25 protein-coding genes are annotated in these 25,595 nt (G+C 64.4%); 17 read left to right on the top strand and 8 right to left on the bottom strand.

All coding sequences use genetic code 11. The features are described 5' to 3' along the window. Nucleotide 1: 1 nt before the first annotated feature. The gene (gene fahA, locus M1D87_RS22215; protein ID WP_123084219.1) at nt 2-1,294 is read left to right on the top strand and encodes a fumarylacetoacetase; all 1,293 of its coding nucleotides are present in this window, start codon (nt 2-4) and stop codon (nt 1,292-1,294) included. Between the two features lie 12 nt (nt 1,295-1,306). Further along, nucleotides 1,307-1,939, top strand: coding sequence for a maleylacetoacetate isomerase (gene maiA / locus M1D87_RS22210; RefSeq protein ID WP_123084220.1), 633 nt, complete (start codon nt 1,307-1,309; stop codon nt 1,937-1,939). On the opposite strand, the gene M1D87_RS22205 is transcribed toward maiA, so the two are convergent. Beyond that, entirely contained in the window at nt 1,933-2,739 is an 807-nt protein-coding gene (locus M1D87_RS22205) for a SirB1 family protein (protein WP_013974185.1), read from the bottom strand. The two genes, maiA and M1D87_RS22205, sit on opposite strands and share 7 nt — an antisense overlap. Before the next feature lie 124 nt (nt 2,740-2,863). Between M1D87_RS22205 and M1D87_RS22200 the strand changes: the two genes are divergently transcribed. Continuing rightward, a complete protein-coding gene (locus M1D87_RS22200) occupies nt 2,864-3,883 on the top strand; it encodes a Leu/Phe/Val dehydrogenase (protein ID WP_015271770.1) in 1,020 nt (339 codons plus the stop codon). A gap of 239 nt (nt 3,884-4,122) precedes the next feature. Here M1D87_RS22200 and M1D87_RS22195 read toward each other — a convergent pair whose 3' ends face one another. Then, on the bottom strand, nt 4,123-4,386 hold the full coding sequence (locus M1D87_RS22195) for a YebG family protein (RefSeq protein ID WP_003260692.1): 264 nt from the start codon (nt 4,384-4,386) through the stop codon (nt 4,123-4,125). A 500-nt stretch (nt 4,387-4,886) separates the two neighbouring features. Here M1D87_RS22195 and M1D87_RS22190 point away from each other — a divergent pair, with 500 nt between their 5' ends. Continuing rightward, nucleotides 4,887-5,357 carry a phosphate-starvation-inducible protein PsiE gene (locus M1D87_RS22190; protein WP_013974183.1) on the top strand — a complete coding sequence of 157 codons (471 nt, stop codon included), beginning with the start codon at nt 4,887-4,889 and terminating at the stop codon, nt 5,355-5,357. Between the two features lie 3 nt (nt 5,358-5,360). Here M1D87_RS22190 and M1D87_RS22185 read toward each other — a convergent pair whose 3' ends face one another. Both M1D87_RS22185 and M1D87_RS22180 read right to left on the bottom strand, forming a co-directional pair. Continuing rightward, nucleotides 5,361-5,651 (bottom strand): DUF3509 domain-containing protein, encoded by a 291-nt coding sequence (locus M1D87_RS22185; RefSeq protein ID WP_123084250.1) that lies wholly within the window; start codon nt 5,649-5,651, stop codon nt 5,361-5,363. A gap of 121 nt (nt 5,652-5,772) precedes the next feature. Next, on the bottom strand, nt 5,773-6,120 hold the full coding sequence (locus M1D87_RS22180; RefSeq protein WP_003260689.1) for an HPF/RaiA family ribosome-associated protein: 348 nt from the start codon (nt 6,118-6,120) through the stop codon (nt 5,773-5,775). 232 nt (nt 6,121-6,352) lie between these two features. Between M1D87_RS22180 and M1D87_RS22175 the strand changes: the two genes are divergently transcribed. The 6 genes from M1D87_RS22175 (at nt 6,353) to M1D87_RS22150 (ending at nt 12,727) form a co-directional block, all read left to right on the top strand. Continuing rightward, nucleotides 6,353-6,658, top strand: coding sequence for a DUF3649 domain-containing protein (locus M1D87_RS22175; protein WP_013974181.1), 306 nt, complete (start codon nt 6,353-6,355; stop codon nt 6,656-6,658). Then, nucleotides 6,655-8,232 carry a PepSY-associated TM helix domain-containing protein gene (locus M1D87_RS22170; RefSeq protein WP_123084221.1) on the top strand — a complete coding sequence of 526 codons (1,578 nt, stop codon included), beginning with the start codon at nt 6,655-6,657 and terminating at the stop codon, nt 8,230-8,232. Before M1D87_RS22175 ends, M1D87_RS22170 begins: the two co-directional genes overlap by 4 nt. Next, complete coding sequence (locus M1D87_RS22165; protein WP_123084222.1) at nt 8,232-8,558, top strand: DUF3325 domain-containing protein; 327 nt, start codon at nt 8,232-8,234, stop codon at nt 8,556-8,558. The genes M1D87_RS22170 and M1D87_RS22165 overlap by 1 nt, the downstream gene beginning before the upstream one ends. 22 nt (nt 8,559-8,580) lie before the next feature. Beyond that, nucleotides 8,581-9,138: an RNA polymerase sigma factor gene (locus tag M1D87_RS22160; RefSeq protein ID WP_015271766.1), complete on the top strand. Its 558-nt coding sequence runs from the start codon at nt 8,581-8,583 to the stop codon at nt 9,136-9,138. Then, on the top strand, nt 9,135-10,118 hold the full coding sequence (locus M1D87_RS22155) for a FecR family protein (RefSeq protein WP_123084223.1): 984 nt from the start codon (nt 9,135-9,137) through the stop codon (nt 10,116-10,118). The genes M1D87_RS22160 and M1D87_RS22155 overlap by 4 nt, the downstream gene beginning before the upstream one ends. A 218-nt stretch (nt 10,119-10,336) precedes the next feature. Then, a complete protein-coding gene (locus M1D87_RS22150; protein WP_421091590.1) occupies nt 10,337-12,727 on the top strand; it encodes a TonB-dependent siderophore receptor in 2,391 nt (796 codons plus the stop codon). 90 nt (nt 12,728-12,817) lie between these two features. On the opposite strand, the gene M1D87_RS22145 is transcribed toward M1D87_RS22150, so the two are convergent. Then, the gene (locus M1D87_RS22145) at nt 12,818-13,693 is read right to left on the bottom strand and encodes a helix-turn-helix transcriptional regulator (protein ID WP_123084225.1); all 876 of its coding nucleotides are present in this window, start codon (nt 13,691-13,693) and stop codon (nt 12,818-12,820) included. Between the two features lie 264 nt (nt 13,694-13,957). Here M1D87_RS22145 and M1D87_RS22140 point away from each other — a divergent pair, with 264 nt between their 5' ends. Then, nucleotides 13,958-14,860, top strand: a complete 903-nt coding sequence (locus tag M1D87_RS22140; RefSeq protein WP_123084226.1) for a DMT family transporter — start codon at nt 13,958-13,960, stop codon at nt 14,858-14,860. A 133-nt stretch (nt 14,861-14,993) separates the two neighbouring features. Here the strand turns inward: M1D87_RS22140 and M1D87_RS22135 are convergent, their stop codons facing one another. Further along, on the bottom strand, nt 14,994-15,968 hold the full coding sequence (locus M1D87_RS22135) for a 2-hydroxyacid dehydrogenase (protein ID WP_123084227.1): 975 nt from the start codon (nt 15,966-15,968) through the stop codon (nt 14,994-14,996). Nucleotides 15,969-16,183: 215 nt separating this feature from the next. Beyond that, nucleotides 16,184-17,131: a LysR family transcriptional regulator gene (locus M1D87_RS22130; protein WP_013974172.1), complete on the bottom strand. Its 948-nt coding sequence runs from the start codon at nt 17,129-17,131 to the stop codon at nt 16,184-16,186. A 191-nt stretch (nt 17,132-17,322) separates the two neighbouring features. Here M1D87_RS22130 and M1D87_RS22125 point away from each other — a divergent pair, with 191 nt between their 5' ends. The 4 genes from M1D87_RS22125 to M1D87_RS22110 are packed head-to-tail and all read left to right on the top strand — an operon-like array spanning nt 17,323 to nt 22,102. After that, nucleotides 17,323-18,852 carry an efflux transporter outer membrane subunit gene (locus M1D87_RS22125; protein WP_039613028.1) on the top strand — a complete coding sequence of 510 codons (1,530 nt, stop codon included), beginning with the start codon at nt 17,323-17,325 and terminating at the stop codon, nt 18,850-18,852. Beyond that, nucleotides 18,849-21,026 carry an FUSC family protein gene (locus M1D87_RS22120; RefSeq protein WP_123084228.1) on the top strand — a complete coding sequence of 726 codons (2,178 nt, stop codon included), beginning with the start codon at nt 18,849-18,851 and terminating at the stop codon, nt 21,024-21,026. The genes M1D87_RS22125 and M1D87_RS22120 overlap by 4 nt, the downstream gene beginning before the upstream one ends. 4 nt (nt 21,027-21,030) lie before the next feature. After that, nucleotides 21,031-21,231: a DUF1656 domain-containing protein gene (locus M1D87_RS22115; RefSeq protein ID WP_003257154.1), complete on the top strand. Its 201-nt coding sequence runs from the start codon at nt 21,031-21,033 to the stop codon at nt 21,229-21,231. 10 nt (nt 21,232-21,241) lie between these two features. Then, complete coding sequence (locus M1D87_RS22110; protein ID WP_013974168.1) at nt 21,242-22,102, top strand: efflux RND transporter periplasmic adaptor subunit; 861 nt, start codon at nt 21,242-21,244, stop codon at nt 22,100-22,102. A gap of 103 nt (nt 22,103-22,205) precedes the next feature. On the opposite strand, the gene M1D87_RS22105 is transcribed toward M1D87_RS22110, so the two are convergent. Then, a complete protein-coding gene (locus M1D87_RS22105) occupies nt 22,206-22,655 on the bottom strand; it encodes a universal stress protein (protein ID WP_123084229.1) in 450 nt (149 codons plus the stop codon). Nucleotides 22,656-22,926: 271 nt separating this feature from the next. Here M1D87_RS22105 and M1D87_RS22100 point away from each other — a divergent pair, with 271 nt between their 5' ends. Then, a complete protein-coding gene (locus tag M1D87_RS22100; RefSeq protein ID WP_024087722.1) occupies nt 22,927-23,835 on the top strand; it encodes a LysR family transcriptional regulator in 909 nt (302 codons plus the stop codon). A 218-nt stretch (nt 23,836-24,053) separates the two neighbouring features. Further along, nucleotides 24,054-25,595, top strand: coding sequence for an MFS transporter (locus M1D87_RS22095; protein WP_421091589.1), 1,542 nt, complete (start codon nt 24,054-24,056; stop codon nt 25,593-25,595).

Genomic DNA, 25,595 nt, shown 5'->3' with positions numbered 1-25,595 from the left:
CATGAATCAGACCGCCATTGCCCGTAGCTGGGTCGAGCACGCCAACGGGCACAGCGACTTCCCGCTGCAGAACCTGCCGTTGGGCATCTTCAGCCGGCCGGGTGAAGCCAAGCGCTGTGGCGTGGCCATCGGCGACGCGATCCTCGACCTGGAGGCGGTGCTGGCCGCCGGCCTGTTCGATGGTGCCGCCAAGGCCGCTGTCGAGGCCACCCGTGGTGGGGTCTTGAACGCATTCTTCGCCCTCGGCCGCAATGCCCGCGTTGCCCTGCGCGAGCGCCTGCTGGTGCTGCTGGGCGAGCACAGCGAACACCAGGCGGCGCTGCAGGCCGCCCTGTACCCGGCAAGCGCCTGCCAGCTGCATGTACCGGCGCAGATCGGTGACTACACCGACTTCTACGTGGGCATCGAGCACGCCAAGAACGTGGGCAAGCTGTTCCGCCCCGACAACCCGCTGCTGCCCAACTACAAGTACGTGCCGATCGGTTATCACGGCCGCGCCTCGACCATCCGCCCATCCGGCACCGATGTGCGCCGGCCCAAGGGCCAGACTCTGCCGGCCGGGCACACCGAGCCAAGCTTCGGCCCCTGCGCGCGCCTGGACTACGAGCTGGAGCTGGGTATCTGGATCGGCCAGGGCAACGACATTGGCCAGGCGATCCCGGTAGGCGATGCCGCCGAGCACGTGGCTGGCCTGTGCCTGCTCAACGACTGGTCGGCGCGCGATATCCAGGCCTGGGAATACCAGCCGCTGGGGCCGTTCCTGTCCAAGAGCTTCATCACCACCATCTCGCCTTGGGTAGTTACCGCCGAAGCGCTTGAGCCGTTCCGCTGTGCCCAGCCGTCACGCCCGGAAGGCGACCCGCAGCCACTGTCGTACCTGCTGGACAAGCGCGACCAGGCCGCTGGTGCATTCGATATCGAGCTCGAGGTACTGCTGCTGACCGAGCGCATGCGCGAGCAGGGCCTCGCCCCGCACCGCCTGACCCTGAGCAACACCCGCAGCATGTACTGGACCGTGGCGCAGCTGGTCGCGCACCACAGCGTCAACGGCTGCCAGCTGCAACCGGGCGACCTGTTCGGTTCGGGCACGCTGTCGGGCGCCACGCCAGGTTCGTTCGGCAGCCTGCTGGAGATCACCGAAGGCGGCAAGCACCCGGTGGAACTGGCCAGTGGCGAGGTGCGCAAGTTCCTCGAAGACGGCGACGAGATCATCCTGCGTGCCCGCTGCGTGCGTGATGGCGTGGCCAGCATCGGTTTCGGCGAATGCCGCGGCAAGGTCGTCGCGGCCAACTGAGGAGGCAGGGGCATGGAGCTGTACACCTATTACCGTTCCACCTCGTCCTACCGGGTACGCATTGCTTTGGCACTGAAGGGGCTGGGTTACCAGTCCCTTCCGGTCAACCTGCTGCAGGGCGAACAGCGCGGCGCGGGTTATGTCGCGGTCAACCCGCAGGGGCGCGTTCCGGCGTTGCGTACCGATGGCGGTGAGCTGCTGGTGCAGTCGCCGGCGATCATCGAGTACCTGGAAGAGGTTTATCCACAACCTGCGCTGTTACCGGCCACGGCCGAGGCGCGTGCCAAGGTGCGGGGCGTGGCGGCGATCATCGGCTGCGACATCCACCCGCTGCACAACGTCAGCGTGCTCAACCGACTGCGCCAGGCCGGCCAGGACGAAAGCCAGGTCAACCAGTGGATTGGTCACTGGATCAGCCAAGGGTTGGCGGCAGTTGAGCAACTGATAGGCGATCATGGCTTCTGCTTCGGCGATGAGCCGGGCCTGGCGGATGTCTATCTGATCCCGCAGTTGTACGCGGCCGAACGTTTCAACATCGACCTCGACAGCTTCCCGCGCATCCTGCGGGTTGCCGCCCTGGCGGCGGGGCACCCGGCGTTTGCCCAGGCCCACCCAGCGCAGCAGCCGGACAGCCCGGCTCAGTGAATGGAACGGTTCGCCGCCGGAAGCTTGCCGATACGTTCGGAAAGCTTCAGGCGCTGGACCGGGTCCTCTGTCAGCAATAACGCATGCTCCAGATCAAAGCGCTCGGCCTGCGGGCAATCCAGATGCTGGTATAGCGAAGCGCGAGTCACATAGTCGCTGACCTGCACCGGGCCCAGTTGCATGACCCGCTCTGCATCGATCAGTGCCGCCAGGTGGTTGTCGTTGCTTATATGCAACTGGCGCAGGTTGCGTGACAGGCGTTGCAGCATCTGCAGCGGGCTGGCACTGCGCATGTGCTCGGCAGTCAGCGCTACATGCGGGCCGAACTGGCGAGCCAGCAGCTCACGGCAGTCGTTGGGGTAGAGACGCCGGCCGCCACAGGGGTCAAGCAGGTGATCGGCACCCGGCACGCGCAGCAGGAAATGGCCAGGGAAGCCTACGCCCTCAAGGGGTATGGACAGACGCCGGGCTAGTTCCAGGGCGAGGATGGCAAGTGTCAGTGGTTGGCCACGGCGGCGTTGCAGCACCTTGTCCATCATCGCGGCATGCGGGCGCAGCGGGTGATATTCATCCTGCTGGAAGCCCAGGGCATTGAGTTGGCGCAGCAGTGGCTGTGCCAGTTCGCACAGCGGCAGCATCGGCAGATTGGTGCTTATTTCACGCTGCAGGTCATGCAGCTTGGCAAGGCTGGCCGCGGGCTCGACGCTTCGGTCGTGCTCGGCAGCAATCCATAATGCGGCTTCCAGCAGGGCGACGGGCTCGCGTTCCAGGCAGGCCAGGCAGGCTTGACGTGGCTTCATGGGGCTTCTCCACACACGCTTGAGTATTAGCCGTGGCGCGCGGTTTCGTCCAGTGGTCCGGCGGCGCTACCAGCCCAAGGGCCGTGCCTATACTGGAAAGAGCACCTCGTAGGGGAGCCTGTCGATGTTCGCGCTGATGCAAAGCACCCGTACCCAGTCGCTGCACTTGTTCACCGATCCGCCTACCGGCCTGAAGGCTGTGGTGGTGATCCACAGCGAGCAGTTGGGCCCCGCCATGGGCGGTTGCCGCTACCTGCCTTATGCCGATGATGAAAGCGCCATGACAGACGCCATTCGCCTTGCCCAGGGTATGAGCTACAAGGCGGCGCTGGCTGGCCTGCCATTGGGGGGCGGCAAGGCGGTGATCATGCGCAACCCGCATGTGGAAAACCGTGCCGCGCTGTTCGAGGCCTTCGGCCGCTTCATCGACACCTTGCAAGGGCGCTTCATCATCGCCGTGGACAGCGGCACCTCGACCCTGGACATGGACTGCATTGCCCAGAGCACACCGCATGTGACCAGCACCACGGCCTCGGGTGATCCCTCACCGCATGCGGCGATGGGGGTTTTTGCCGGCATTCGTGCCACCACTTCGTTCCGCCTTGGCAGTGATGACCTGCAAGGGCTTCGGGTTGCGGTGCAAGGGCTGGGCAATGTCGGTTATGCGCTGGCGGAGCAACTGCATGCGGCAGGGGCGGACCTGCTGGTGAGCGATCTGGACCCTGGACGAGTGCGGCTGGCGGTGGAGCAGTTCAATGCCCATCCGGTGACCAACGATGCGTTGATCAGTACCCCTTGCGACATCTTTGCCCCTTGCGGTGTGGGGCCGGTGTTGAACGGGCAGAGCGTGATGCAGTTGCGTTGTGCGGCCGTGGCGGGGGCGGCGAACAACCAGCTGACCACCTTGCAGGTAGCCGACCAGTTGGAGTCGCGCGGGATACTGTATGCGCCCGATTACGTGATCAATGCCGGTGGGTTGATCTACGTGGCACTTACCCATCGTGGCGAAGACCTGGGCACCATCACCGCGCACCTGGCGCGGATACCTTCACGGCTGACCGAAGTGTTTGGCCATGCGCAGGCAGAGAAGCGCTCGCCGGCGCGGGTGGCGCAGATGCTGGCGGAGCGGTTGCTCTACGGCTGATGTAATTTGTGTTCTTGCACTGGCCCTCTCGCCGGCAAGCCAGCGCCCACCCCTGGCGCGCCGACTTGTAGGAGCAGCCTTGCGCTGCGAAGAGGCCATTACTGCCGAAGAATATCTGTTGCTCAACTACCCTCTTCGCAGCACAAGGCTGCTCCTACAGGGTAATGAGGTGACCTGAGCAATGGAGCAAGCCATGTACCCCCCGTGGAGCTTGCTGGCGATGAGGCCAGTGCAGGCAATTACTCGGCCGCTGGCGCTTCGAGCAACTCGGCCAGCGCATCCGGCTGGCTCTTGAACGCCCGGGCGAATACATCGCGGTTCTTGGCCATGTAGATACCGGCTTCCTCGACTTGTTTCTCGCTCAGCGAGGGCACTGCCTTGTGCAGTACTTCGGCCAGGCGCTCGGCCAGTTCGAGCATCTTGTCGTGACGGTCTGCTTCGGCCTTATCCATGAACAAGCGCTCCGGGTCGCGGCTGCTGCGGTACACCACTTCGACGGCCATTCATCACCTCTATGCCTTTTGCTGGTTGCGTTTCGATTTACTGTATCTATATACAGTAATGGCAATGTTGATTGCTTCGCAAGCAGAAATTGTAGCGTGGTGCAGAGGGCTTACTGCTTCATGCCCAACTCAGCATCATCCATCAGCGCCTTGGCCATCCGGGCCCTTTCGCGGGTGAACCCGCTCCCACAGGTACGGCATCTACCTCAAGGCCTGTGGAGATCCTGTGAGAGCGGGTTTACCCGCGAAGAGGCCAGCCCAGACAACGCAACACTCAAATCTCAGTGCAAAGTCCGAGGCCCAGCGGGCATCTGCACCTGAACCAGTGCCGACTCAAGCAAAGCCCGCAACGTCTCCAGCTCATGCAACTTGCCACGCCTCAAGGTGCCTTGCGGCAATCGGTCGCCTTCCAAGGCAGGGGCCTGGCCCTTTAACTGCATGGCACAAGCGTCACACCGGTGACGCATCATCCTTCAAGACGTATCGGGGAATGGAACATCGTGAACATCAAATGGGCAGAAAAGCTGCGAAAGGGTCTGCACGGCTCGGCCGACTCGCTGGGAAACCTGTGCGTCGAGGCATTCCATTACCTGGCGCTTTTCGGCATTGGCGCGATCACGGCCTATGCGGCGGTGATGACGTTCCTCGACATGCTCGGCAAGGGCGGGGTCAGTGTCGATGACATCCTGCTGCTGTTCATCTACCTGGAGCTGGGGGCGATGGTCGGTATCTACTTCAAGACCAACCACATGCCGATCCGCTTCCTGCTGTACGTGGCCATCACCGCGCTGACCCGCCTGCTGATCGGCGACGTCTCGCACCACAAGGCGCCGGACGTAGGGCTGTTGTACCTGTGCGGTGGCATCCTGTTGCTGGCGTTCGCGATCCTGGTGGTGCGCTACGCCTCGTACCGCTACCCCTCGACCAAGGTACTGGATGCCAGCGGCAAGGAAGTGGAGGAGGGCAAGTAGCCCTCAGTTGGCGATGAAATGGCGCGGCTCGTGGCGGGCGTCACGGGTCAGCGCGGCCAGCACCTGAAGGGGGTTCTGGTTGTGCTCGATGGCCAGGCCCAGGCGGATGCTGTCGATCACCCGCTGCAGGCGTATCGGGTCATTGCGCTGGGCCTGGGTGATGAGGCGCTTGGCGACCACGCCAGCGTCGTCGGACAGGGTCAGCATGATGCTGCCGTCGAGGTTTGCAATGCTCAGGTTGACCCGGTATTCGGGGGCGAATGCAGCACTGATTCGTTCGAATGGGTTGTTCATGGTCATGCTTCTGCGCTGAATGAATGCAGAAGTTGACCGGGGAAATTACCTGTTGGTTCAGCGCCATCGATCGATACAAACGAAAACGCCCGGCATCAGGCCGGGCGTCTTGAGTTGCCGATCAGGCGTCTGGGTCACTCAGTTCCAGGGCGCCGCGCTTGCTGCGCAGTTTGCCGTAGAAGTGTTCCAGCGCGTGGTTGAGCTTGGTGGCGGCACCATCGACCGCCTGGTCCAGCGAAGTGGCGGTGTGGGTCACGGAAATCGGTTGATGGCCTTTGGGGCGAGCCTCCATCTGGCAGCGTTTGTCATGCGGTCCGGGCTTGGCGCCGTTCTCGTCGCGCAGGTGAACCTCGATGCGGGTGAGGTCGTCTTCGTAACGTTCCAGCGAGTTCTGCAGTGTGCTGCGGACCCACTGGTCGAGCCGGGCGTTGCCTTCGAAATGGTTGCTGCTGTTGACCTGGATTTGCATGATTCAATCCTTATTCAGCTTGCTCGCATGGAGACGCGCCTAGGCCTCTGAGACCCTTGGTATTTCTGCGTCTCTTGACTCTAAGGTCAGGCAACGGCGAAACGAATTCAAGCCCTTTTTGAAAATAAATTTCTTGTTGCATTCAAGGCAGCAGGCGGCTCATCGCATGGCCTTTGCTTATGAGAATTGAAATCATTATTATTGCAGCCCCGAAAACGCCCGGACCATCGCCATGACGCGCAAAACCGCCGGTCTCTCGCTCAGCTATCGCCTGGCCGTGACGTCACGCAGCCTTGCCGCGCTGCTGGGTGGCTACCTGCTGGCGTCCGTGGCCAGCGTCTGCATTTCACTGGTAGCGCCGCTGCCACGGGTCGATGCCACGCTCACCGGCCTGCTGCTGTCATTCGTTTTCTACTTGCTGGCGTTCATCTGGTGCTTTGCCTGCCGCAGCGCTTTGCGCGCCTGGCTGGGCGTACTGGCGCCAAGCGTGCTGCTGGGGGTGATCAGCGGGTTGGCTTACTGGATGAAAACCCCATGAAAGAAGGCTTCCGCCAGGCCATGGCCTGGCTGCACACCTGGACCGGCCTGATCTTCGGCTGGCTTTTGTTCGCCATCTTCCTCACTGGCACGCTGTCGTATTTCAAGGAAGAAATCACGCACTGGACGCAACCAGAAGTACGAAGCCATGCGCTGGACCCGAGCCATAGCCTGGAGGTGGCCCAGCGTTATCTGCAGGACAATGCAGGGCATTCGGGCACCTGGCTGATTCGTATGCCCAACGCACGCGAGGCCGCCTTGAGCGTGGGTTATCGCGACCCAAATGGCGGGCCACGCGGTTTCGTCACCAAGACCCTTGATACCCAGACCGGGCAGCCGGTGGCGGCACGCGACAGTCGCGGTGGCGAGTTCTTCTACCGCTTCCACTTCCAGTTGCAGATGCCACACCCTTTCGGCCGATGGCTATCGACGTTGTGCGCCTTCATCATGCTGTTGGGGCTGGTCACCGGCATCATCACCCATAAGAAAATCTTCAAGGAGTTCTTCACTTTCCGCCCAGGCAAGGGCCAGCGCTCCTGGCTGGACGGGCACAACGCCATTGGCGTGCTGGTGCTGCCGTTCCACCTGATGATCAGCTACAGCAGCCTGGTGCTGTTCATGTACATGGTGATGCCGGCAGGCATCATGGCCAGCTACGGCAATGACACCGGCAAGTACTTCAACGACCTGTTCGGCCGTAACGATGCGCCCAAGGCGGCCCATGTGGCCGCGCCGCTGGTACCGTTGCCGAGCCTGTACGCCAAGGTGCAGGACCTGCAACCGGGCGCGCGTATCGGCCGTATCCAGGTGGAAAATGCCGGCGACAGCAATGCCCGCGTTACCTTCACGCAATCGGCTGCCGACCACGTGGCTTACCGGCGTAGCGCCAACTGGACCTTCGACGGCGCCAGCGGTGTGCTGTTGAGCCAGGGCAAGCCGGAGAGCGGGGCAATGATGACCGCCTTCAGCTTTGCCGGCCTGCACATGGGCAATTTCGCCGGGCCCTGGCTGCGCTGGCTGTACTTCTTCTTTGGCGTGGCCGGTACCGCGGTAATCGGCACCGGGCTGGTGATGTGGCTGGGCAAGCGTCAGCTCAAGCATGCCAGGAGCGAACGCCTGCCGGGCGAACTGCGCCTGGTCGAGGTGCTCAATATCGCCAGCATGAGCGGCCTGTTGCTGGCCGTGGCGGGCTTCTTCTGGGCCAACCGCCTGATCCCGATGGGCGTCGAAGGCCGGGCCGACTGGGAGGTCAACGCCTTCTTCACCGTCTGGGGCCTGTCGCTGGTGCATGCGGTGTTGCGCAGTGGGCGACGGGCATGGGGCGAGCAACTGGCACTGGGCGCGCTGGCCTTCGCCTTGCTGCCACTGCTTAACGGCCTGACCACCGGCCAGGGCCTGAACCATTCGCTACATGCGGGTGACTGGGCCATGGCTGGTTTCGACCTGACAGCGCTGTGCACCGGCCTGTTCCTGGCCTGGTTGGCCGGCAAGATGTTGCACAGCCCGAAGGCTGTGGCCATGCGGGCCCCTCGTGCGGCAAGGAAGCCAAGCACTGAGACGGCGGAGGCGAGCTGATGCTGGGTAATGCACTGATCGCTTACGCCGGCTTCGTTGCCCTGTGCCTGGCCATGGAGAAGCACTTCGTCGACCTGCTCGGGCGCAAGCCGCGCCCCGGGCAGTTGCGCCTGTTGCGCTGTGCCGGTTGGCTGTTGCTGGTGCTTTCGCTGGTGCTCAGCGTGCACCTGCGGGGCTGGGCCCATGGCTTGGTGGAATGGACCGCAGTGATGATGGCCGGGGTGACCCTGTGGGTGTTCGGCCTGCCATACCAGCCCCGCCTGTTGCTGGGCCTGGCCGCCGCCAGCGTGGTGCTGGGGCCGTTGCTGGCCGTGTTCGTCGAGTGACCAGGTGAGCGAGCCGGGCGACATGATCGAGGCGGATGCCGAAAGCGGCGGTGGGCGTGCGCGCTTCGTCCAGGTGTTCCAGGCCCAGCGGGCACGCATGGAGGCCCTGGTGAGCCGTCGGGTCGGCTGCCGGGCGACGGCATCGGACCTGGTTCAGGAGCTGTTCCTGCGCTTCTGGCGTCGCCCTGAGGTCAAGGTCGAGGCGCTGGATACCTACCTGCTGCGTTGCGCCGGGAACCTCGCCATCGACCACCTGCGCAGCGAAGGCAGCCGCGAGCGCGCAGCCGAAGCTGTGTTGCCGCTGGATGAAGCGGCCATGGCCCAGGCCCCGGAACAGGCCGTGGAGGTCGATCACGACTTGCAGCGCATCGACGCTGCCTTGCGCGCCTTGCCCGAGCGCACCCGGCAGATCTTCCTGCTCAACCGTATCCACGGCTGCAAGTACGGCGAGATCGCCAAGGCCATGCAACTGTCCCAGAGTGCTGTGGAAAAGCATATGATGCGCGCCCTCGAAGCGTGCAAGGCGAGTGTTGCCGAGCCCGCGTCCACCCCACGCCGGCCAGGGAGTGCCCGTCGATGAGCCGTTTACCGCCGATCACCGAGGCGCAGTCCCGGGCTGCACTTCAATGGCTCAGCCGCATCAACGAGCAGCCTGCGCAAGCCGAGGGCGCGGCGTTCAAGCGCTGGCTGCTGGCCGAACCTGGGCACCGTGAGGCCTACGCCCAGGCCCAGGCGCTGTGGCAGAACAGCGCCGCCCCGGCGGCGCGCCTGGCCGCTGAAGAACAGGCAAGCCTGCAACGTTACCTGGATGCGATTGCCACGCCACCGGCCAGGCACCCCTGGCGGCAGCGGGCCGCGGCGCTGGCGGTGGCTGCGTGCCTGGTACTGGCCGTGGGCGTTGCCGGTGGTTGGCACCCGGCCCTGTGGCTGCAGGACCTGCAGGCCGACTACAGCAGTGCTGGTCAAGTTCGCCAGGTGACCTTGGCCGACCAGTCGCAGGTGACGCTGGATGCGGGGAGCGCGATTGCAGTCGATTTTGTGCAGGGCGAGCGTCGCGTGCGGTTGTTGCATGGCGCGGCGTTTTTCCAGGTCACGCATACCGGCACGCCGTTCGTAGTGGAAGCTGCCGGTGGCGAGGTGCGCGTGCTTGGCACCCAGTTCGAAGTGCGCGAGCAGGACGAGGGAGCCCAGGTCACTGTGAGCAGCGGGCGGGTGGCGGTGAGCCCGGCGCCGGGCGCAGCAGCGCGTGAACTGACGGCCAACCAGCAGGTGGCCTATGCTGCCGGCCAAGTCGGCGACACCCTGGCAGTGGATAGTGACAACCGCCTGGCCTGGCGCCAGGGCTGGCTGAATTACTACCAGGTGCCGCTGGCGCAGGTGGTCGAAGACCTGGGGCGCTATTACCCGGGGCGCATCCTGTTGCTCGATGATGAGTTGGGGCAGCGCAAGGTCAGTGGCAGTTTCCCCGTGGCCGAGCCGTTGCTGGCGCTGGATTCGCTGGGCAAGGTGATGGGCTTTTCGCGGCAGACTTTGCTGGGGCGGTTGACCCTGATCCGGTAGTCGCCTGTGCGGGCCTCTTCGCGGGTGAACCCGCTCCCACAGGAAGGGCGCAAGTTTCAAATCCTGTGCAGTACCTGTGGGAGCGGGTTCACCCGCGAAGAGGCCCGCACAGGCAAAAAAATTTTCAGATAGCGGGTGAGGTAACAGGACGTGGCATCCGTGTAATGAGTGGAAGTGCGATTCATTCGCAGTCATATCCCTCTCACAGGTCAGCGTCCATGAAGTTCACCCCGCGTTGCGTCCCTCTCTGGCTCGGCCTTTCCGCGCTCCCGGCATTCGCTGTCGCCCCCCTGGCCTGTGCCGCCGAGCAGCAGCAGGCGTATACCTTCGCGCAGCCGGCGCAACCCCTTGCCCAGGCACTCAGCGCCTTCAGCCGCACCACCGGCCAGAGCGTGGTCTACACCCTGGAACTGCCAGGTGTGCAGGCGCCGGCATTGAACGGCAGGTTCAGCGCCGAACAGGCCCTGCAACAGCTGCTGGGCACTACCGGGCTGGCCTGGCGCCGCGTCGATTCGCGCACCCTCACCCTCGAAGCGGTGGACACTTCCGGCGCCCTCAACCTGCAGGCCATCACCGTGACCTCGCAACTGGACGACTACAGCTATCAGCCCCCCGCTACCGCCTCGATCATGCGCGGGCAGGGCCCGAGCCAGGACATCCCCCAGGCCATCAATGTGGTACCGGCCCAAGTCATCCGTGACCAGGCCCCACGCAACCTTGATGACGCTCTGGCCAATGTCAGCGGCATCACCCAGGGCAACAATTTCGGTGGCACCTCCGATACCGTGATGAAGCGCGGCTTCGGCGACAACCGCGACGGCTCGATCATGCGCGATGGCATGCCCATCGTGCAGGGCCGCAGCCTCAACGCCAGCACCGAGCGGGTCGAAGTGCTCAAGGGCCCGGCCTCGCTGCTGTACGGCATCCAGGACCCGGGCGGGGTCATCAACGTGGTCAGCAAGCGCCCGCAACTCGAGCAGTACAACGCCCTGACCGTGCGCGGTTCTACCTACGGCAGCGGCAAGAACGGCAGCGGTGGCGGGTTCGACAGTACCGGCGCACTGGGCGACAGCAACTTCGCCTATCGGCTGATCGTCGACCACGAAGATGAGGACTACTGGCGCAACTACGGCGTGCACCGTGAGTCGCTGGTAGCGCCATCGCTGGCCTGGCTGGGCGAGGATACCCAGGTGGTGCTGGCCTACGAGCATCGCGAGTTTCTCTACCCCTTCGACCGTGGCACGGCGTTCGGCAACAACGGCCACCCGCTGGACATCCCAGCCACGCGGCGCCTGGACGAGCCCTTCAACGACATGGAAGGGCGCTCCGACCTTTACCGTCTGGAAGTCGACCACCAGCTGGCCGATGACTGGAAGCTGCACTTCGGCTACAGCTTCAACCGCGAAACCTATGATGCCAGCCAGGTGCGGGTGACCGGCGTGAATGAAAAAAGTGGCACGCTGTCGCGCAGCATCGACGGCACCCACAACGCCATGAGCCGTGACCAGTTCGCCACCTTGAGCCTGGCCGGTAATGTGCAACTGGCCGGGATGCAGAACGACCTGCTGTTCGGCATCGATCACGAGGACCGCAAGATTTTCCGCGGTGACATGATCCGGCAGACCGCCCAATCCACCTTCAGCTATATGAACCCGGTCTACGGGCAGGAAGTGGAGGGCACCACTGTCAAAGCCAGTGACAGCGACCAGACCGACAAGCTGCGCACCGACGCGTTGTTCGTGCAGGACGCGCTGCACCTGGATGATCACTGGATCCTGGTGGCTGGTGCGCGCTTCCAGCAGTTCGACCAGTACGCTGGCCGTGGCCGCCCTTTCAAGGCCAACACCGACATCAATGGCCAGGCGTGGGGGCCGCATGCAGGTATCGTCTACAAGGTCGATGACCAACTGTCGTTTTATGGCAGCTATAGCGAGTCGTTCAAGCCCAACTCGACTATCGCGCCGCTGGTCGGCAATGTAGTGCTCGACTCGTCGGTGGCGCCGGAGGAGGGCAAATCGTGGGAACTGGGCGCCAAGCTCGACATGCCGGGCCGCCTGACAGGCACTCTGGCGTTGTTCGATATCACCAAGCGCAACGTACTGGTTTCCAACTTTGATACCAGTACTCGTGAAACGGTGTACAGCAATGCCGGGGAGGTCGGTTCACGGGGCGTTGAGCTGGACCTGACTGGCCAGCTGAGTGAGCGATGGAGCCTGATTGGCAGCTATGCCTACACCGATGCCAAGGTGACCAAGGACCCGGCCCTGCAGGGCAACCGCCTGCAGAACGTGGCCCGGCACAGTGGTTCGCTGTCGGCGGTGTATGACTATGGCAGCCTGTTCGGTGGCGACCGCTTGCGTCTCGGTGCCGGTGCAAGGTATGTCGGCGAGCGCGCGGGTAACTCGACCAACACCTTCGACCTGCCGTCCTATACCGTGGCCGATGCCTTTGCCAGCTACGAGACCAGGCTCGACGAGCACAAGGTGCTGCTGCAGCTGAACGTGAAGAACCTGTTCGACAAGGTTTACTACAGCTCGGCGGTGAACCAGTACTTTGTGGCCATTGGTGATGCGCGGCAGGTGAGCTTGTCCAGTACCTTCGAGTTCTAGGCCAGCCTGAACCGGCCTCTTCGCGGCTAAAGCCGCTCCCACAGGTACTGCACTGCCCTTGAGGGTGGCGCGATCCCTGTGGGAGCGGCTTTAGCCGCGAATGGCCGTACGGTATTCGCCTGGCGTTGCACCGACCGCCTGGCGGAACCGGTTGCTGAAATGGCTGGCACTGGCAAACCCGCACAACAGGGCAATCTCCCCCAGCGGCATCACCCCCAGCCGCAACAGCTGGCAGGCCCGATGCAGCCGTCGAGCCAGCAGGTACTGGTGCGGCGGCAGCCCGAAACTGGCGCGGAACATACGGGCAAAGTGGTATTCAGACAGGTTGCAGCGCAAGGCCAGTTCACCCAGGGTAATGGGCTGGTCCAGGTGCGCTTCGATGTAGTCGACCAGTTGCCGGCGCAGGCTCGGTGCCAGCCCGCCTTTCAGGCGCAGGCCCTGGCGCAGCCCGACCTGGTTGAGCAGCGCATGGTCGACGATCTCGTGCGCCAGGCTACTGGCCAGCAAGCGTTCGCCAGGTTCATCCCAGTCCAGGGTTATCAGCTGGCGAAAGCGCTTGGCTTGCTGCGGGTCGTCGAGAAAGGTCGCTTCCCGCAGTTGCAGCTCACGCGGTTCACGGTCGAGCAGGCGCACGCAGCCCAGGGCGAATTGCGTTTCGCTGACATACAGGTGCGCCAGGCGTATCGCGCCATTGACCACCCAGTTCGATTCCTGCCCGGCCGGCATCACGCACAGCTTGTCGGGCGCCCCTTTGTCGCCGGGGCGCTGGCGGCGAAAGGTGCCGGTGCCGTCGGCGATGTAGCACGACAGGGTGTGATGGCTCGGTGCCTGGTAGTCGCGGGCATCGTCGCGGTTGCTCCACAACGCCGCCGCCAGCCCGTCGCCCAGGTGCGCGCTCAGCTCCAGCCGGGCGTGGGGCGAGGCGTGCATGGCGTTGAACACTTGCAACTGGGTGAGTGGCGTCATGGGCGGTTCCTCTTGCCAGCCATCCTACTGCGCCTTGGCCAGGCTTACAGCTACCCGCGGGACAAATGCGCAAGTTTGTGCAAGCGCGTGGGTGTTCGACAGGAGAACACTGAAATGCCTCGGCAAGGGCTGCGCCCTCGATTCGCGGGTGAACCCGCTCCTACAGGGACCGCGCCAGCCTCGAGAGCAGCGCGGTCCTTGTGGGAGCGGCTTTAGCCGCGAAGCGCCGGGCACCGATCTTGAAAGGCCCAAGGAACCGTCGCCATGAACCTGTCACTCTACCTGCTAACCGTCCTGATCTGGGGCACCACCTGGATCGCCCTGAAACTCCAACTGGGTGTGGTCGCCATTCCGGTCTCGATCGTCTACCGCTTCGCCCTGGCCGGGCTGATCCTGTTCGCCTTCCTGCTGCTCACCCGCCGCCTGCAGCCAATGAACCGGCGTGGCCACCAGATCTGTCTGGCCCAGGGCCTGTGCCTGTTCTGCGTCAACTTCATCTGCTTCCTCAGCGCCAGCCAGTGGATTGCCAGCGGCCTGATCGCCGTGGTGTTCTCCACGGCCACCCTGTGGAATGCGCTCAACGCGCGGATCTTCTTCGGCCAGAAGATCGCCAGCAACGTGCTCGGCGGCGGCGCCCTGGGGCTACTTGGCCTGGGCCTGCTGTTCTGGCCCGAGCTGTCCCACCACGCGGCCAGCCGCGAAACCCTGTACGGCCTTGGCCTGGCCCTGCTCGGCACGCTGTGCTTCTCGGCCGGCAACATGCTGTCGAGCATGCAGCAGAAGGCCGGGCTCAAACCCATGACCACCAACGCCTGGGGCATGGTCTACGGGGCCGCGATGCTGGCGGTGTTCTGCGTGGTCAGCGGCGTGCCGTTCAGCATGGAGTGGAACGTGCGCTACATCGGCTCGTTGCTGTACCTGGTGGTGCCGGGCTCGGTGATCGCCTTTACCGCCTACTTGACCCTGGTCGGGCGCATGGGGCCGGAGCGGGCAGCGTACTGCACGGTGCTGTTCCCGTTGGTGGCGTTGAACGTGTCGGCGGTGGCCGAGGGGTATCAGTGGACAGCGCCGGCCTTGTTGGGGCTGGTGGCGGTGATGGCGGGGAATGTGCTGGTGTTTCGCAAGCCCAAGGCTAGGGTGGCTGAGGGTGTTGTGGTGGCCAAATAGGTGATGGGTTGCCTGCACTGGCCCTATCGCCGGCAAGCCAGCTCCCACAGGTACTGCACAAGGCTCAGGCCTGTGGGTTACCTGTGGGAGCTGGCTTGCCGGCGATAGAGCCGGTGCAGGCAGTAGAGGCCAATCAGCCCTTCCACACCTGCGGATTTACCAGATCCCGCGGCCGCTCACCCAGCAGCGCCGCACGCAGGTTGTCGATTGCCCGGTTGGCCATGGCCTCGCGGGTTTCGGCAGTGGCCGAGCCAACGTGTGGCAAGGTCAGGGCATTGGGCAGCTTGAACAGCGGCGAGTCGCTCAGCGGCTCTTTTTCGTACACATCCAGGCCCGCACCGCGAATGGTGCCGTTCTGCAGTGCCTCGATCAGCGCCGCCTCGTCCACCACCGGCCCGCGGGCGATGTTGATCAGGAACGCGCTCGGCTTCATCTGTTGCAACTCACGCGCACCGATCAACTTGCGGGTGGCATCGGACAACGGCACAACGATGCAGACGAAGTCGGCTTCGGCCAGCAGTTGCTCCAGGCTGCGGAACTGCGCGCCCAGCTCTTGCTCCAGCGCGGTCTTGCGGCTGTTGCCGGAATAGATGACCGGCATGTTGAAACCGAACCGGCCGCGACGGGCAATGGCAGCACCGATGTTGCCCATGCCGACGATACCCAGGGTCTTGCCGTGCACATCGCTGCCGAAGTGGGCCGGGCCTACGGTAGCTTGCCAGTTGCCGGCCTTGGTCCAGGCATCCAGCTCGGCGGTGCGGCGGGCGCAGCCCATGATCAGCGAGAAGCCCAGGTCGGCGGTGCTTTCGGTCAGCACGTCTGGGGTGTTGGTCAGGGCGATGCCGCGTTCGTTGAAGTAGTCCAGGTCGTAGTTGTCGTAACCGACCGACACGCTGGATACCACCTCCAGCCTGGCCGCCCCTTCGAGTTGCGCCCGGCCGAGCTTGCGGCCAACGCCGATCAGGCCATGGGCCTCGGGCAGGGCTTCATTGAACTGGGCATTGATGTCGCCGAGCTTGGGGGTCGGCACGATCACGTTGAAGTCTTGCTGCAGGCGTTCGGCCATGGCCGGGGTGATACGGCTGAAGGCCAGGACGGTCTTTTTCATCGGCAACTTCTTCTCTGCAAGGCTAGGGAAATACCGGGCAGTTGACCGCGATGCGGTCATTCGCAGCACAAGGCTGCTCCTACAAGGACAGGCGCTGGGCCTTCTGTAGGAGCAGCCTTGTGCTGCGAATGGAGGGCGGAGCCCTCCCAGGGGCCTGGCGCTGGAAACAATGGTTAGCAACCTACCATTGTCCGCCCCCGCAATGCAGCAGCTTTTTAGTTGGCAATCATCACCTGATGGGTTTTCAGGTCTGCCTCATGGGCTGCCAGAATCTCCGGCAGCGAGTTGCGCAGGTACTCCACCCAGGTCTTGATCTTGGCATCCAGGTACTGCCGCGACGGGTAGATGGCGTACAGGTTCAGCTCCTGCAGCCGGTACTCGGGCAGCACCCGTACCAGGCTGCCATCGCGCAGGCCGTCGATGGCCGAATAGATTGGCAGCACGCCCACGCCCATGCCGCTGCGGATGGCGGTCTTCATGGCATCGGCAGTATTGACCATGAACGGCGAGCTGGTGATGTTGACCATCTCCTGGCCTTCCGGCCCGTCGAACAGCCATTTCTCCAACGGGATCACCGGGCTGACCATGCGCAGGCAGGCGTGCTTGAGTAGGTCGGCAGGCTTGTGCGCAACGCCGTGGCGGGCGATGTAGGCGGGCGAGGCGCAGACGATGCTGTAGGTAATGCCCAGGCGCTGGGACACGAACCCCGAGTCGGGCAGTTCGGTGGCCAGCACGATGGACACGTCATAGCCCTCGTCGAGCAGGTCGGGCACGCGGTTGGCCATGGTCAGGTCGAAGGTCACGTCCGGGTGCGATTCGCGGTAGCGGGCGATGGCGTCGACCACGAAGTGCTGACCGACCCCGGTCATCGAGTGCACCTTCAACTGCCCGGCCGGGCGGGCATGGGCGTCGCTGGCCTCGGCTTCGGCTTCTTCGACATAGGTAAGAATCTGTTCGCAACGCATCAGGTAGCGCTTGCCGGCTTCGGTCAGCGCAATGCGGCGGGTTGTACGGTTGAGCAGCCTTGTTTGCAGATGGGCTTCCAGGTTGGATACCGCCCGCGACACGTTCGCGGTGGTTGTATCCAGTTGCCCGGCGGCAGCGGTAAAGCTGCCGAGTTGGGCTACGCAACTGAAAGCACGCATGTTTTGCAGGGTGTCCATGGGTCACTCTCGATGTAGAGGACAAAATTGTGTCACGAAGTAACGTAAAAGAGATGAAAAGTTGCCTTCGACCAAAGGCGGATTATCGCTGTTTTGGTAACAAAGATTCGCAGGAATCCACGCTTATCGCCAGTGCTGGAGCCCCCTAGAATTGCCCGGCCCCTTCACCTCTTCCTCGGGAAATCGCAGCTGTGCCGCGTCGCATCATCAGAACGCTCAATGCGTTCAGTGCCTGTGCCCTTGCCCTCACCTTGAGCGGCTGTATCGGAACCTGGGGCATTGCCCCGCAAAGCAAGACGCTGCAAGCCAATACCCTGACCACCGACGCGGCCATACGCGAAGCCGCGACCGACGCCCACTGGCCCGACCAGCAGTGGTGGCACGCCTATGGCGACCCACAGCTGGACCGCTGGGTTGCCCTGGCCGTGGCCGGCAGCCCGAGCTTGGCCATGGCTGCTGCGCGGGTACGCGAAGCCAAGGCCATGGCCGGCGTGGTCGAATCGGCGGAAAAGCTCCAGGCCAACGGCCAGGCCACGCTCAAGCGCCACAACTGGCCTGAAGACCAGTTCTATGGCCCGGGCGCGCTATCCGGCGCCAATACCTGGGACAACAACGCCGCCATTGGCTTCAGCTATGCACTCGACCTGTGGGGCCGCGAACGCAACGCCAGCGAGCAGGCCGTGGACCAGGCGCACATGAGCGTGGCCGAAGCCCGCCAGGCGCAGCTGGAGCTGCAGAACAACGTGGTGCGCGCCTACATCCAGCTGAGCCTGCACTTCGCCCAGCGCGATATCGTCAAGGCTGAGCTGGAACAGCAGGAGCAGATCCTGGCCCTGGCCAAGCGCCGCCTGGATGCCGGCATCGGCACTCACTTCGAAGTCAGCCAGGCCGAAGCGCCGTTGCCGGAAACCCACCGCCAGCTCGACAGCCTGGACGAAGAAATTGCCCTGGCCCGCAACCAGCTGGCCGCCCTGGCCGGCAAGGGCCCTGGGGAGGGCGCGCAGTTGCAGCGCCCGAGCCTGGCCCTGGCCGCGCCGCTGAAGCTGCCGTCGAACCTGCCGGCCGAACTGGTCGGCCAGCGCCCCGACGTGGTCGCCAGCCGTTGGCAGGTGGCCGCCCAGGCGCGGGGCATCGATGTCGCCCACGCCGGCTTCTTCCCCAACGTCGACCTGGTCGGCAGCCTTGGCTTCATGGCAACCGGTGGTGGCCCGCTGGAATTCCTCACCGGGCGCAAGTTCAACTACAACGTCGGCCCGGCCATCAGCCTGCCGATCTTCGACGGTGGCCGCCTGCGCTCGCAGCTGGGCGTGGCCTCGGCGGGCTATGACGTGGCCGTGGCGCGCTACAACCAGACCGTGGTCGGTGCGCTGAAGAACATCTCCGACCAGCTGATTCGCCGTGAGTCGATGAAGGAGCAGTCGCACTTCGCCGCCGAGTCGGTCGCGGCCGCGCAGAAAACCTACGACATCGCCATGGTCGCCTTCCAGCGTGGCCTTACCGACTACCTCAACGTGCTCAACGCCCAGACCTTGCTGTTCCGCCAGCAGCAGGTGCAACAGCAGGTGCAGGCTGCCCGCCTGATTGCCCATGCCGAGCTGGTCACCGCCCTGGGCGGTGGCTTGCAGGCTGGTCAGGATGTGCCGAAAGAGGAGCGCCAGGCCGCACCGAAAACCCCGGCCACCCTGGCCATTCTCGACAAGAAGCCGGATAACGCCGAATGAGCACTTCCAGTTTGCCCGTGCGCTGGCTGCAGAGCCTGGAATGGCGCCGGGGCTTCTTTGCCTGGGCGCGCACCGACGGGGTGACCTGGGTGTACATCTTCAAGGTGCTGGCCGCTGCGTTCATCACCCTGTGGCTGGCCATGCGCCTGGAGTTGCCACAACCGCGCACGGCGATGATCACCGTGTTCATCGTCATGCAGCCGCAAAGCGGGCATGTGTTCGCCAAGAGCTTCTACCGGGTGCTCGGCACCCTGGCCGGCTCGGCGATGATGGTGGCGCTGATCGCCATATTCCCGCAGAACACCGAGCTGTTCCTGCCCAGCCTGGCCCTGTGGGTAGGCCTGTGCTCGGCCGGTGCCATGCGCTACCGCACGTTCCGCGCCTATGGCTTCGTGCTGGCCGGTTACACCGCGGCGATGATCGGCCTGCCGGTGCTGGAACACCCTGACCAGGCGTTCATGGCGGCGGTATGGCGGGTGCTGGAAATCGCCCTGGGCATTCTGGTGTCGACCTTCGTCAGCGCCGCGATCCTGCCGCAGTCGGCCAGTGCCGCCATGCGCAACGCCCTGTACCAGCGCTTTGGCGTTTTCGCGGGAGTGGTGGTCGAGGCCCTGCGCGGCGAAAGCCAGCGGGACCGCTTCGAGAGCAGCAACGTGCGCTTCGTCGCTGAAGCAGTGGGCCTCGAGAGCCTGCGCAACGTCACCGCCTTCGAAGACCCGCACATGCGCCGGCGCTCTGGTCGCCTGGTGCGCATGAACAGCGAGTTCATGGCCATCACCACGCGCTTCAATGCCCTGCACCGATTGCTGGAACGCCTTCGCGCCCGCGGCCCGCTGCAGATCGTCGGCGCCATCGAGCCAGGCCTGAACACCCTGGTGGAGCTGTTGCAGCCTTACGTGGGCCGGGCGCTGACCGACGCCGATGCGCTGCGCCTGACCCTGGAGCTGGCCGCCTACAAGGAAGGCTTGCAGGCACAGGTGCGCGGCTTGCGCGCCGAGTACCTGGCAACCGAGCCGAGCGAGTCCGACCTGCTCGACTTCCATACTGCCTTCGAGCTGCTCTACCGCTTCGTCGACGAGATGTACAGTTATGCCGAAACCCATGCCTCGCTGGCAGCGCACCGGCACGAACGCGAGCAGTGGGATGAGCCCTACGTGGCGCAGACCAGCTGGCTGGTATCGTTGGCCGCCGGTGTGCGCGCCTCGGCGGTGCTGTTGTTGCTGGGCAGCTACTGGCTGTTCAGCGACTGGCCCAGCGGCGCCATGATGACCCTGATCGCCACCGTCACCGTGGGCCTGTCGGCGGCCTCGCCGAACCCCAAGCGCATGTCGTTCCAGATGGCCTGCGGCACGGCGATTGGTGCCTTCGTCGGCTTCTTCGAAACCTTCTTCGTGTTCCCCTGGATCGACGGTTTCCCACTGCTTTGCATGGTCCTGGCGCCGGTGTTCGTGCTGGGCGCGTTCCTTTCGTCTCGGCCGGCGTATGCCGGCTACGGCATCGGCCTGCTGGTGTTCTTCGCCATCGGCTCGGTGCCGAACAACCTCACCGTGTATGACCCGTACACCTTCATCAACGACTACATCGGCATGGTCATCGGCATGTTCGTCTGTGCCGCTGCCGGGGCGATCATCCTGCCGCCCAACAGCCGCTGGCTGTGGAGCCGCCTGGAGCAGGAACTGCGCGAGCAGGTGCTGTTCGCCATCAGCGGGCGCCTGCGCGGCCTGGGTTCAGCCTTCGAAAGCCGCACCCGTGACCTGCTGCACCAGGCCTATGGCCTGGCAGCCGGCAAGCCGCAGGTACAGAGCCAGTTGATGGGCTGGATGTTCACCGTGCTGGAAATCGGCCATGCCATCATCGAGCTGCGCAAGGAGCAGGCCCGCGCGCCGGTGCACCCGGCCTACGCCGAGTCGCAGCCCTGGCGCCAGGCGATCCGCGTGATGGGCCGTGCCCTGGCCCGGCTGTTCCTGCAGCCCAGCGCCAGCAACCACGAACGCGCGCTGGTGGCGGTGGACCACGCCATCGCCCGCGTGCAGGCCACCGACGAGCCCTTCGCCCGCCACTTCGACACTTCGGTGCTGCGCCGCGCGCAAAGCTACCTGCACTTCATCCGATCTTCCCTGCTCGACCCACAGTCGCCGTTGGCACCGGCGAAAGGACTGCACGATGCTCCGTGAAACCATGCCCCGTGAAATCGCCTTCCATGGCGTGTACATGCCCACCATGACCTTGATGTTCCTGTTCGCCCTGGGCCTGGCCTGGGGCCTGGACCGGTACATCGCCAGCCATGATGGCTACCGCTTCTTCTGGCACCCGGCGCTGCTGCGCCTGAGCCTGTTCGTCTGCCTGTTCGGCGCCCTGGCGCTGTCGCTCTACTGGTGAGAATCCTTCGATGAAAAAGTTCTTCAGCCTGATCGCCACCCTGTTGGTGCTTGCCGCTGCCGTGGTGATCGGTCGCCAGTTGTGGCTGCATTACATGACCACGCCTTGGACTCGCGACGGCCGTGTGCGTGCCGACATCATCAACGTCGCTGCCGACGTGCCTGGCTATGTGGTGGACGTGCCGGTCAAGGACAACCAGCGGGTGAAGAAGGGCGACCTGCTGATCCAGATCGACCCTGAGCACTACCAGCTGGCGGTCGATCAGGCCAAGGCGCAGGTTGCATCGCGCAAGGCCACCTGGGAGATGCGCAAGGTCAACGCCAAGCGCCGTGCCGACATGGACAACCTGGTGATCTCCAAGGAAAACCGCGACGACGCCAGCAACATCGCCAACTCCGCCCAGGCGGACTACCAGCAGGCACTTGCCGAGCTGGCTGCCGCCGAACTGAACCTCAAGCGCACCCATATCGTGGCCACGGTGGACGGCTACGTGACCAACCTGAATATCCACAAGGGTGACTATGCGCGTACCGGTGAAGCGGTGATGGCGGTGGTCGACGAGAACTCGTTCTGGGTATACGGGTTCTTCGAGGAGACCAAGCTGCCGCATGTGAAGGTGGGTGACCAGGCCGAGCTGCAGATGATGAGCGGCGAGCGCATCAAGGGCCACGTGGAGAGCATCGCCCGCGGCATCTACGACCGCGACAACCCACAAAGCCGCGAGTTGATCGCCGATGTGAACCCGACCTTCAACTGGGTGCGGCTGGCGCAGCGGGTGCCGGTGCGCATTCATATCGATGAAGTGCCGGACGGGTTTTTGCTGGCGGCGGGGACGACTTGTACGGTGGTGGTGAAGCCGAGCGAGGGCTGAGCCGGGGTGAGGTGGTGCAGCTACTGGCCTCTTCGCGGGCTTGCCCGCTCCCACAAGTGGCGCGCTGCTCTTGGGGCTGGCGCAAATCCTGTGGGAGCGGCGCTTAGCTCGCTGCCCCTACCAATACTGGTACCCTCACCCGATCAATCACCTTCGCGCTGATCGACGGGTCCAGCATCCGCCCCAGCCGCGACAGGTGTCGGTGGCCCATGATGATCAGTTCACAATTCAGTTCCTGCGCCTTGGCCACGATCGCCTCGACCGGCTGCCCGGCCACCATGCAGCCCCGGCTGGCGAAGCCGGCTTGCTGCAACTCGCGCACCGCCTCGGCCACGGCCTGGTCGGCCTGGTGCTGCTCTTCGCAGGCGGCGGGGTATTCTTCCAGTTCTTCTGCGGTGTAAGGCGCGGGTTGGTCGTGGACGGCGAAGGTCGAGTCGATGGCCAGCAGCACGTGCAGTTCGTGGTCGTCGGGGCGGCAGTAGCGGCGGGCGAGGGTGAGCAGGGCTGTGGATGCAGGGGAGGCGTCGATGGCGATCAGGACGGGGCTGGGCATGTGGAATCCTTGTTTCAGGCTGGCTAAGGGGTTGTCTGTTCTGGCCTCTTCGCGGGTAAACCCGCTCCCACAGGTGCGCCACGGTATTCAAAGCCTGTGCAGTCACTGTGGGAGCGGGTTCACCCGCGAAGAGGCCGAACCTGCCATTCCTCATTCTTGGCTCAATCCACCCTCAGGATAAATGCCCCACCACGCATGAGCGCATTGCGTCTGGTGCAATCCAGCAACCTGCTACCATCGCCATTCCCCACAGCTGTAACGGAAAACGGCCATGCAACTCCCGGACATGAACCTGCTCGTCGCCCTCGATGCCCTGCTCGACGAAGGTAGCGTGGTCGGCGCGGCGCAGCGCATGAACCTCAGCCCGGCGGCGATGAGCCGGACCCTGGGGCGTATCCGCGATGCGTTGGGTGACCCGATCCTGGTGCGCGCCGGTCGCGGCTTGGTGCCGACGCCGCGGGCGCTGGCCCTGCGCGAGCAGGTGGCGGCGTTGGTGGAGCAGGCCGGCGAGGTGTTCCGCAGTGGCGACGAGGTCGACCTGCCCAAGCTTGACCGGGCCTTCAACATCCGCACCAACGACCTGTTCATCGCCCTGTACGGTGCCCAGTTGCTGCGGCGCATGCACGAACAGGCACCTCGCACGGTGCTGCGCTTCGTGCCGGAAAGCCCTGGCGGCGATGACGACAGCGTGCTGCGCGACGGGCGTACCGACCTGATCATCAGCTCGACCGTGGATCTGGGGCCGGAGATCAAGGTACAGAGCCTGTTCCAGACCTACTATGTGGGCCTGGCGCGGCGCGACCACCCGATCTTCGAGCAGCCGATCACGGCGCACAGTTTTGCCAGTTATCCACAGATCAGCGTGTCCCGCCGTGGACGGGCCAATGGGCCGATCGATGTGGAGCTGGCCAACTTCAAGGTGCAGCGGCGGGTGGCGCTGATTACCCCGAGTTTTCACTCGGCGCTTTTCTCGCTGCCGGATTCCGACCTGATCCTGCCGATGCCGGCCAACATCCTCAACAGCGTGCACAAGCTAGGGTTGCCGCTGCGCTCGTTCGAGATCCCGGTGCCGCTAGAGCGGGTCAACGTGCTGCAGGCATGGCACCCACGGTTTCACAATGACCCCGCGCATCGGTGGTTGCGGCAGACCCTGAAGGCTTGCTGCAGTGTCGACCCTTGAGTGATGTTCTGCCTGGGCCGGCCTTTTCGCGGGTACAACACACCTCTCAAAGCTCGTGATGTCCCTGTGGGAGCGGGTTCACCCGCGAAGCAGGCGACTGGGTTTTGAAGTGGATTGCGCCTGACGCAACATAAACCTACCGATAAGTCAGTTTTCGTCAGCATTCGACCTTCTTAGACTTGCTCCAGTCGCAAATTTGTTGCTGGAGATGTCTGCCCATGAGTTCCCTGTCCGCCCCGTCTGCCGTGATTGCCACCGCCCCCGCGCCGGCCGCGCCTGCGCAGACTGCGTTCGGCCTGCAGGTAGTGGTCGGGCTGTTCGGTGTGCTGCTGGCCGTGTTGTGCGCGGGCCTCAACGAGTCGGTAACCAAGATCTCCCTGGCCGATATCCGTGGGGCCATGGGCATCGGTGCCGACGAAGGCGCCTGGCTGCTGGCGGTCTACAGCGCCGCCTCGGTTTCGGCCATGGCCTTCGCGCCATGGCTGGCCACCACGTTCTCGCTGCGGCGCTTCACCATGAGCGCCATCGGCCTGTTCGCCGTGCTCGGCCTGCTGCAACCGTTCGCCCCCAACCTGCACAGCCTGATGCTGCTGCGTGTGCTCCAGGGCTTTGCCTCTGGCGCCTTGCCGCCGATGTTGATGAGCGTGGCCCTGCGCTTCCTGCCACCGGGCATCAAGGTCTATGGCCTGGCCTGCTATGCCCTCACCGCCACCTTCGGCCCCAACCTCGGCACGCCGCTGGCAGGGCTGTGGACCGAATACGTCGGTTGGCAGTGGGCGTTCTGGCAGATCATCCTGCCCTCGCTGCTGGCCATGTTCTGCGTCGGTTGGGGCCTGCCGCAGGACCCGCTGCGCCTGGAGCGCTTCAAGCAGTTCGACTGGCGCGGCGTGCTGCTCGGCCTGCCCGCCATCAGCTGCATCGTGCTGGGCCTGTCGCTGGGTGACCGCTGGGGCTGGTTCGATTCGCCGCTGATCTGCTGGCTGCTCGGCGGTGGCCTGCTGTTGCTGGTGCTGTTCATGTACAACGAATGGTCCGAGCCGTTGCCATTCTTCCAGTTGCGCATGCTGTCGCGGCGCAACCTGAGTTTCGCTCTGGTGACCCTGGCCGGTGTGCTGATCGTGCTCTCGGGCGTTGGCAGCATTCCGTCGGCCTATCTGGCGCAGATTCAGGGCTACCGCCCGGCGCAGACCAGCCCGCTGATGATGCTGGTGGCCATGCCGCAGCTGGTCGCCCTGCCGTTGACGGCGGCGCTGTGCAATATCCGCGCAGTGGACTGCCGCTGGGTGCTGGGGATCGGCCTGGCGATGCTGGCGGTGTCCTGTGTCGGCAGCAGCCTGCTGACCAGCGAGTGGATCCGAGGCGATTTCTACCCGTTCTACCTGCTGCAGGTGTTCGGCCAGCCAATGGCAGTGCTGCCGCTGCTGATGCTGTCCACCAACGGCATGACCCCGCAGGAAGGCCCGTTCGCCTCCAGCTGGTTCAACACCGTCAAGGGCCTGGCCGCGGTGATCGCCGGTGGCCTGCTGGACGCCCTTGGCACCCTGCGCCGGCACTTCCATTCCAACCACCTAGTGGACAGCCTGGGCAACGCCCCGCTGGTCGACGGTAACGCAGCCGGCCTGGCCAGGCGCATCCACGACCAGGCGCTGGTGCTGACCTCCGCCGACCTCTACCTGGTCATGGCCTGCATTGCCGTGGCCCTGATCTGCCTGATTCCTTTCGTGCCTACCCGGGTCTATCCGCCGCGCGCGGTGGCCTGA

It is taken from the genome of Pseudomonas sp. SA233 (genome assembly GCF_054792385.1).
Note: the sequence above shows the minus strand (reverse complement) of the source record. Positions and strands in the feature narration are given on the sequence as shown.

Excerpts from the sequence above, each read along its gene's own strand:
- M1D87_RS22160 (WP_015271766.1), top strand. The coding sequence starts at position 8,581 with ATGATCGAGGCGGATGCCGAAAGCGGCGGTGGGCGTGCGCGCTTCGTC.
- M1D87_RS22095 (WP_421091589.1), top strand. The coding sequence starts at position 24,054 with ATGAGTTCCCTGTCCGCCCCGTCTGCCGTGATTGCCACCGCCCCCGCG.
- M1D87_RS22170 (WP_123084221.1), top strand. The coding sequence starts at position 6,655 with ATGAAAGAAGGCTTCCGCCAGGCCATGGCCTGGCTGCACACCTGGACC.
- M1D87_RS22200 (WP_015271770.1), top strand. The coding sequence starts at position 2,864 with ATGTTCGCGCTGATGCAAAGCACCCGTACCCAGTCGCTGCACTTGTTC.
- M1D87_RS22135 (WP_123084227.1), bottom strand. The coding sequence starts at position 15,968 with ATGAAAAAGACCGTCCTGGCCTTCAGCCGTATCACCCCGGCCATGGCC.
- M1D87_RS22120 (WP_123084228.1), top strand. The coding sequence starts at position 18,849 with ATGAGCACTTCCAGTTTGCCCGTGCGCTGGCTGCAGAGCCTGGAATGG.
- M1D87_RS22165 (WP_123084222.1), top strand. The coding sequence starts at position 8,232 with ATGCTGGGTAATGCACTGATCGCTTACGCCGGCTTCGTTGCCCTGTGC.
- M1D87_RS22195 (WP_003260692.1), bottom strand. The coding sequence starts at position 4,386 with ATGGCCGTCGAAGTGGTGTACCGCAGCAGCCGCGACCCGGAGCGCTTG.
- M1D87_RS22155 (WP_123084223.1), top strand. The coding sequence starts at position 9,135 with ATGAGCCGTTTACCGCCGATCACCGAGGCGCAGTCCCGGGCTGCACTT.
- M1D87_RS22110 (WP_013974168.1), top strand. The coding sequence starts at position 21,242 with ATGAAAAAGTTCTTCAGCCTGATCGCCACCCTGTTGGTGCTTGCCGCT.
- M1D87_RS22175 (WP_013974181.1), top strand. The coding sequence starts at position 6,353 with ATGACGCGCAAAACCGCCGGTCTCTCGCTCAGCTATCGCCTGGCCGTG.
- M1D87_RS22105 (WP_123084229.1), bottom strand. The coding sequence starts at position 22,655 with ATGCCCAGCCCCGTCCTGATCGCCATCGACGCCTCCCCTGCATCCACA.
- M1D87_RS22185 (WP_123084250.1), bottom strand. The coding sequence starts at position 5,651 with ATGAACAACCCATTCGAACGAATCAGTGCTGCATTCGCCCCCGAATAC.
- M1D87_RS22115 (WP_003257154.1), top strand. The coding sequence starts at position 21,031 with ATGCCCCGTGAAATCGCCTTCCATGGCGTGTACATGCCCACCATGACC.
- M1D87_RS22150 (WP_421091590.1), top strand. The coding sequence starts at position 10,337 with ATGAAGTTCACCCCGCGTTGCGTCCCTCTCTGGCTCGGCCTTTCCGCG.
- M1D87_RS22180 (WP_003260689.1), bottom strand. The coding sequence starts at position 6,120 with ATGCAAATCCAGGTCAACAGCAGCAACCATTTCGAAGGCAACGCCCGG.
- M1D87_RS22100 (WP_024087722.1), top strand. The coding sequence starts at position 22,927 with ATGCAACTCCCGGACATGAACCTGCTCGTCGCCCTCGATGCCCTGCTC.
- M1D87_RS22145 (WP_123084225.1), bottom strand. The coding sequence starts at position 13,693 with ATGACGCCACTCACCCAGTTGCAAGTGTTCAACGCCATGCACGCCTCG.
- M1D87_RS22130 (WP_013974172.1), bottom strand. The coding sequence starts at position 17,131 with ATGGACACCCTGCAAAACATGCGTGCTTTCAGTTGCGTAGCCCAACTC.
- M1D87_RS22205 (WP_013974185.1), bottom strand. The coding sequence starts at position 2,739 with ATGAAGCCACGTCAAGCCTGCCTGGCCTGCCTGGAACGCGAGCCCGTC.
- fahA (WP_123084219.1), top strand. The coding sequence starts at position 2 with ATGAATCAGACCGCCATTGCCCGTAGCTGGGTCGAGCACGCCAACGGG.
- M1D87_RS22140 (WP_123084226.1), top strand. The coding sequence starts at position 13,958 with ATGAACCTGTCACTCTACCTGCTAACCGTCCTGATCTGGGGCACCACC.
- maiA (WP_123084220.1), top strand. The coding sequence starts at position 1,307 with ATGGAGCTGTACACCTATTACCGTTCCACCTCGTCCTACCGGGTACGC.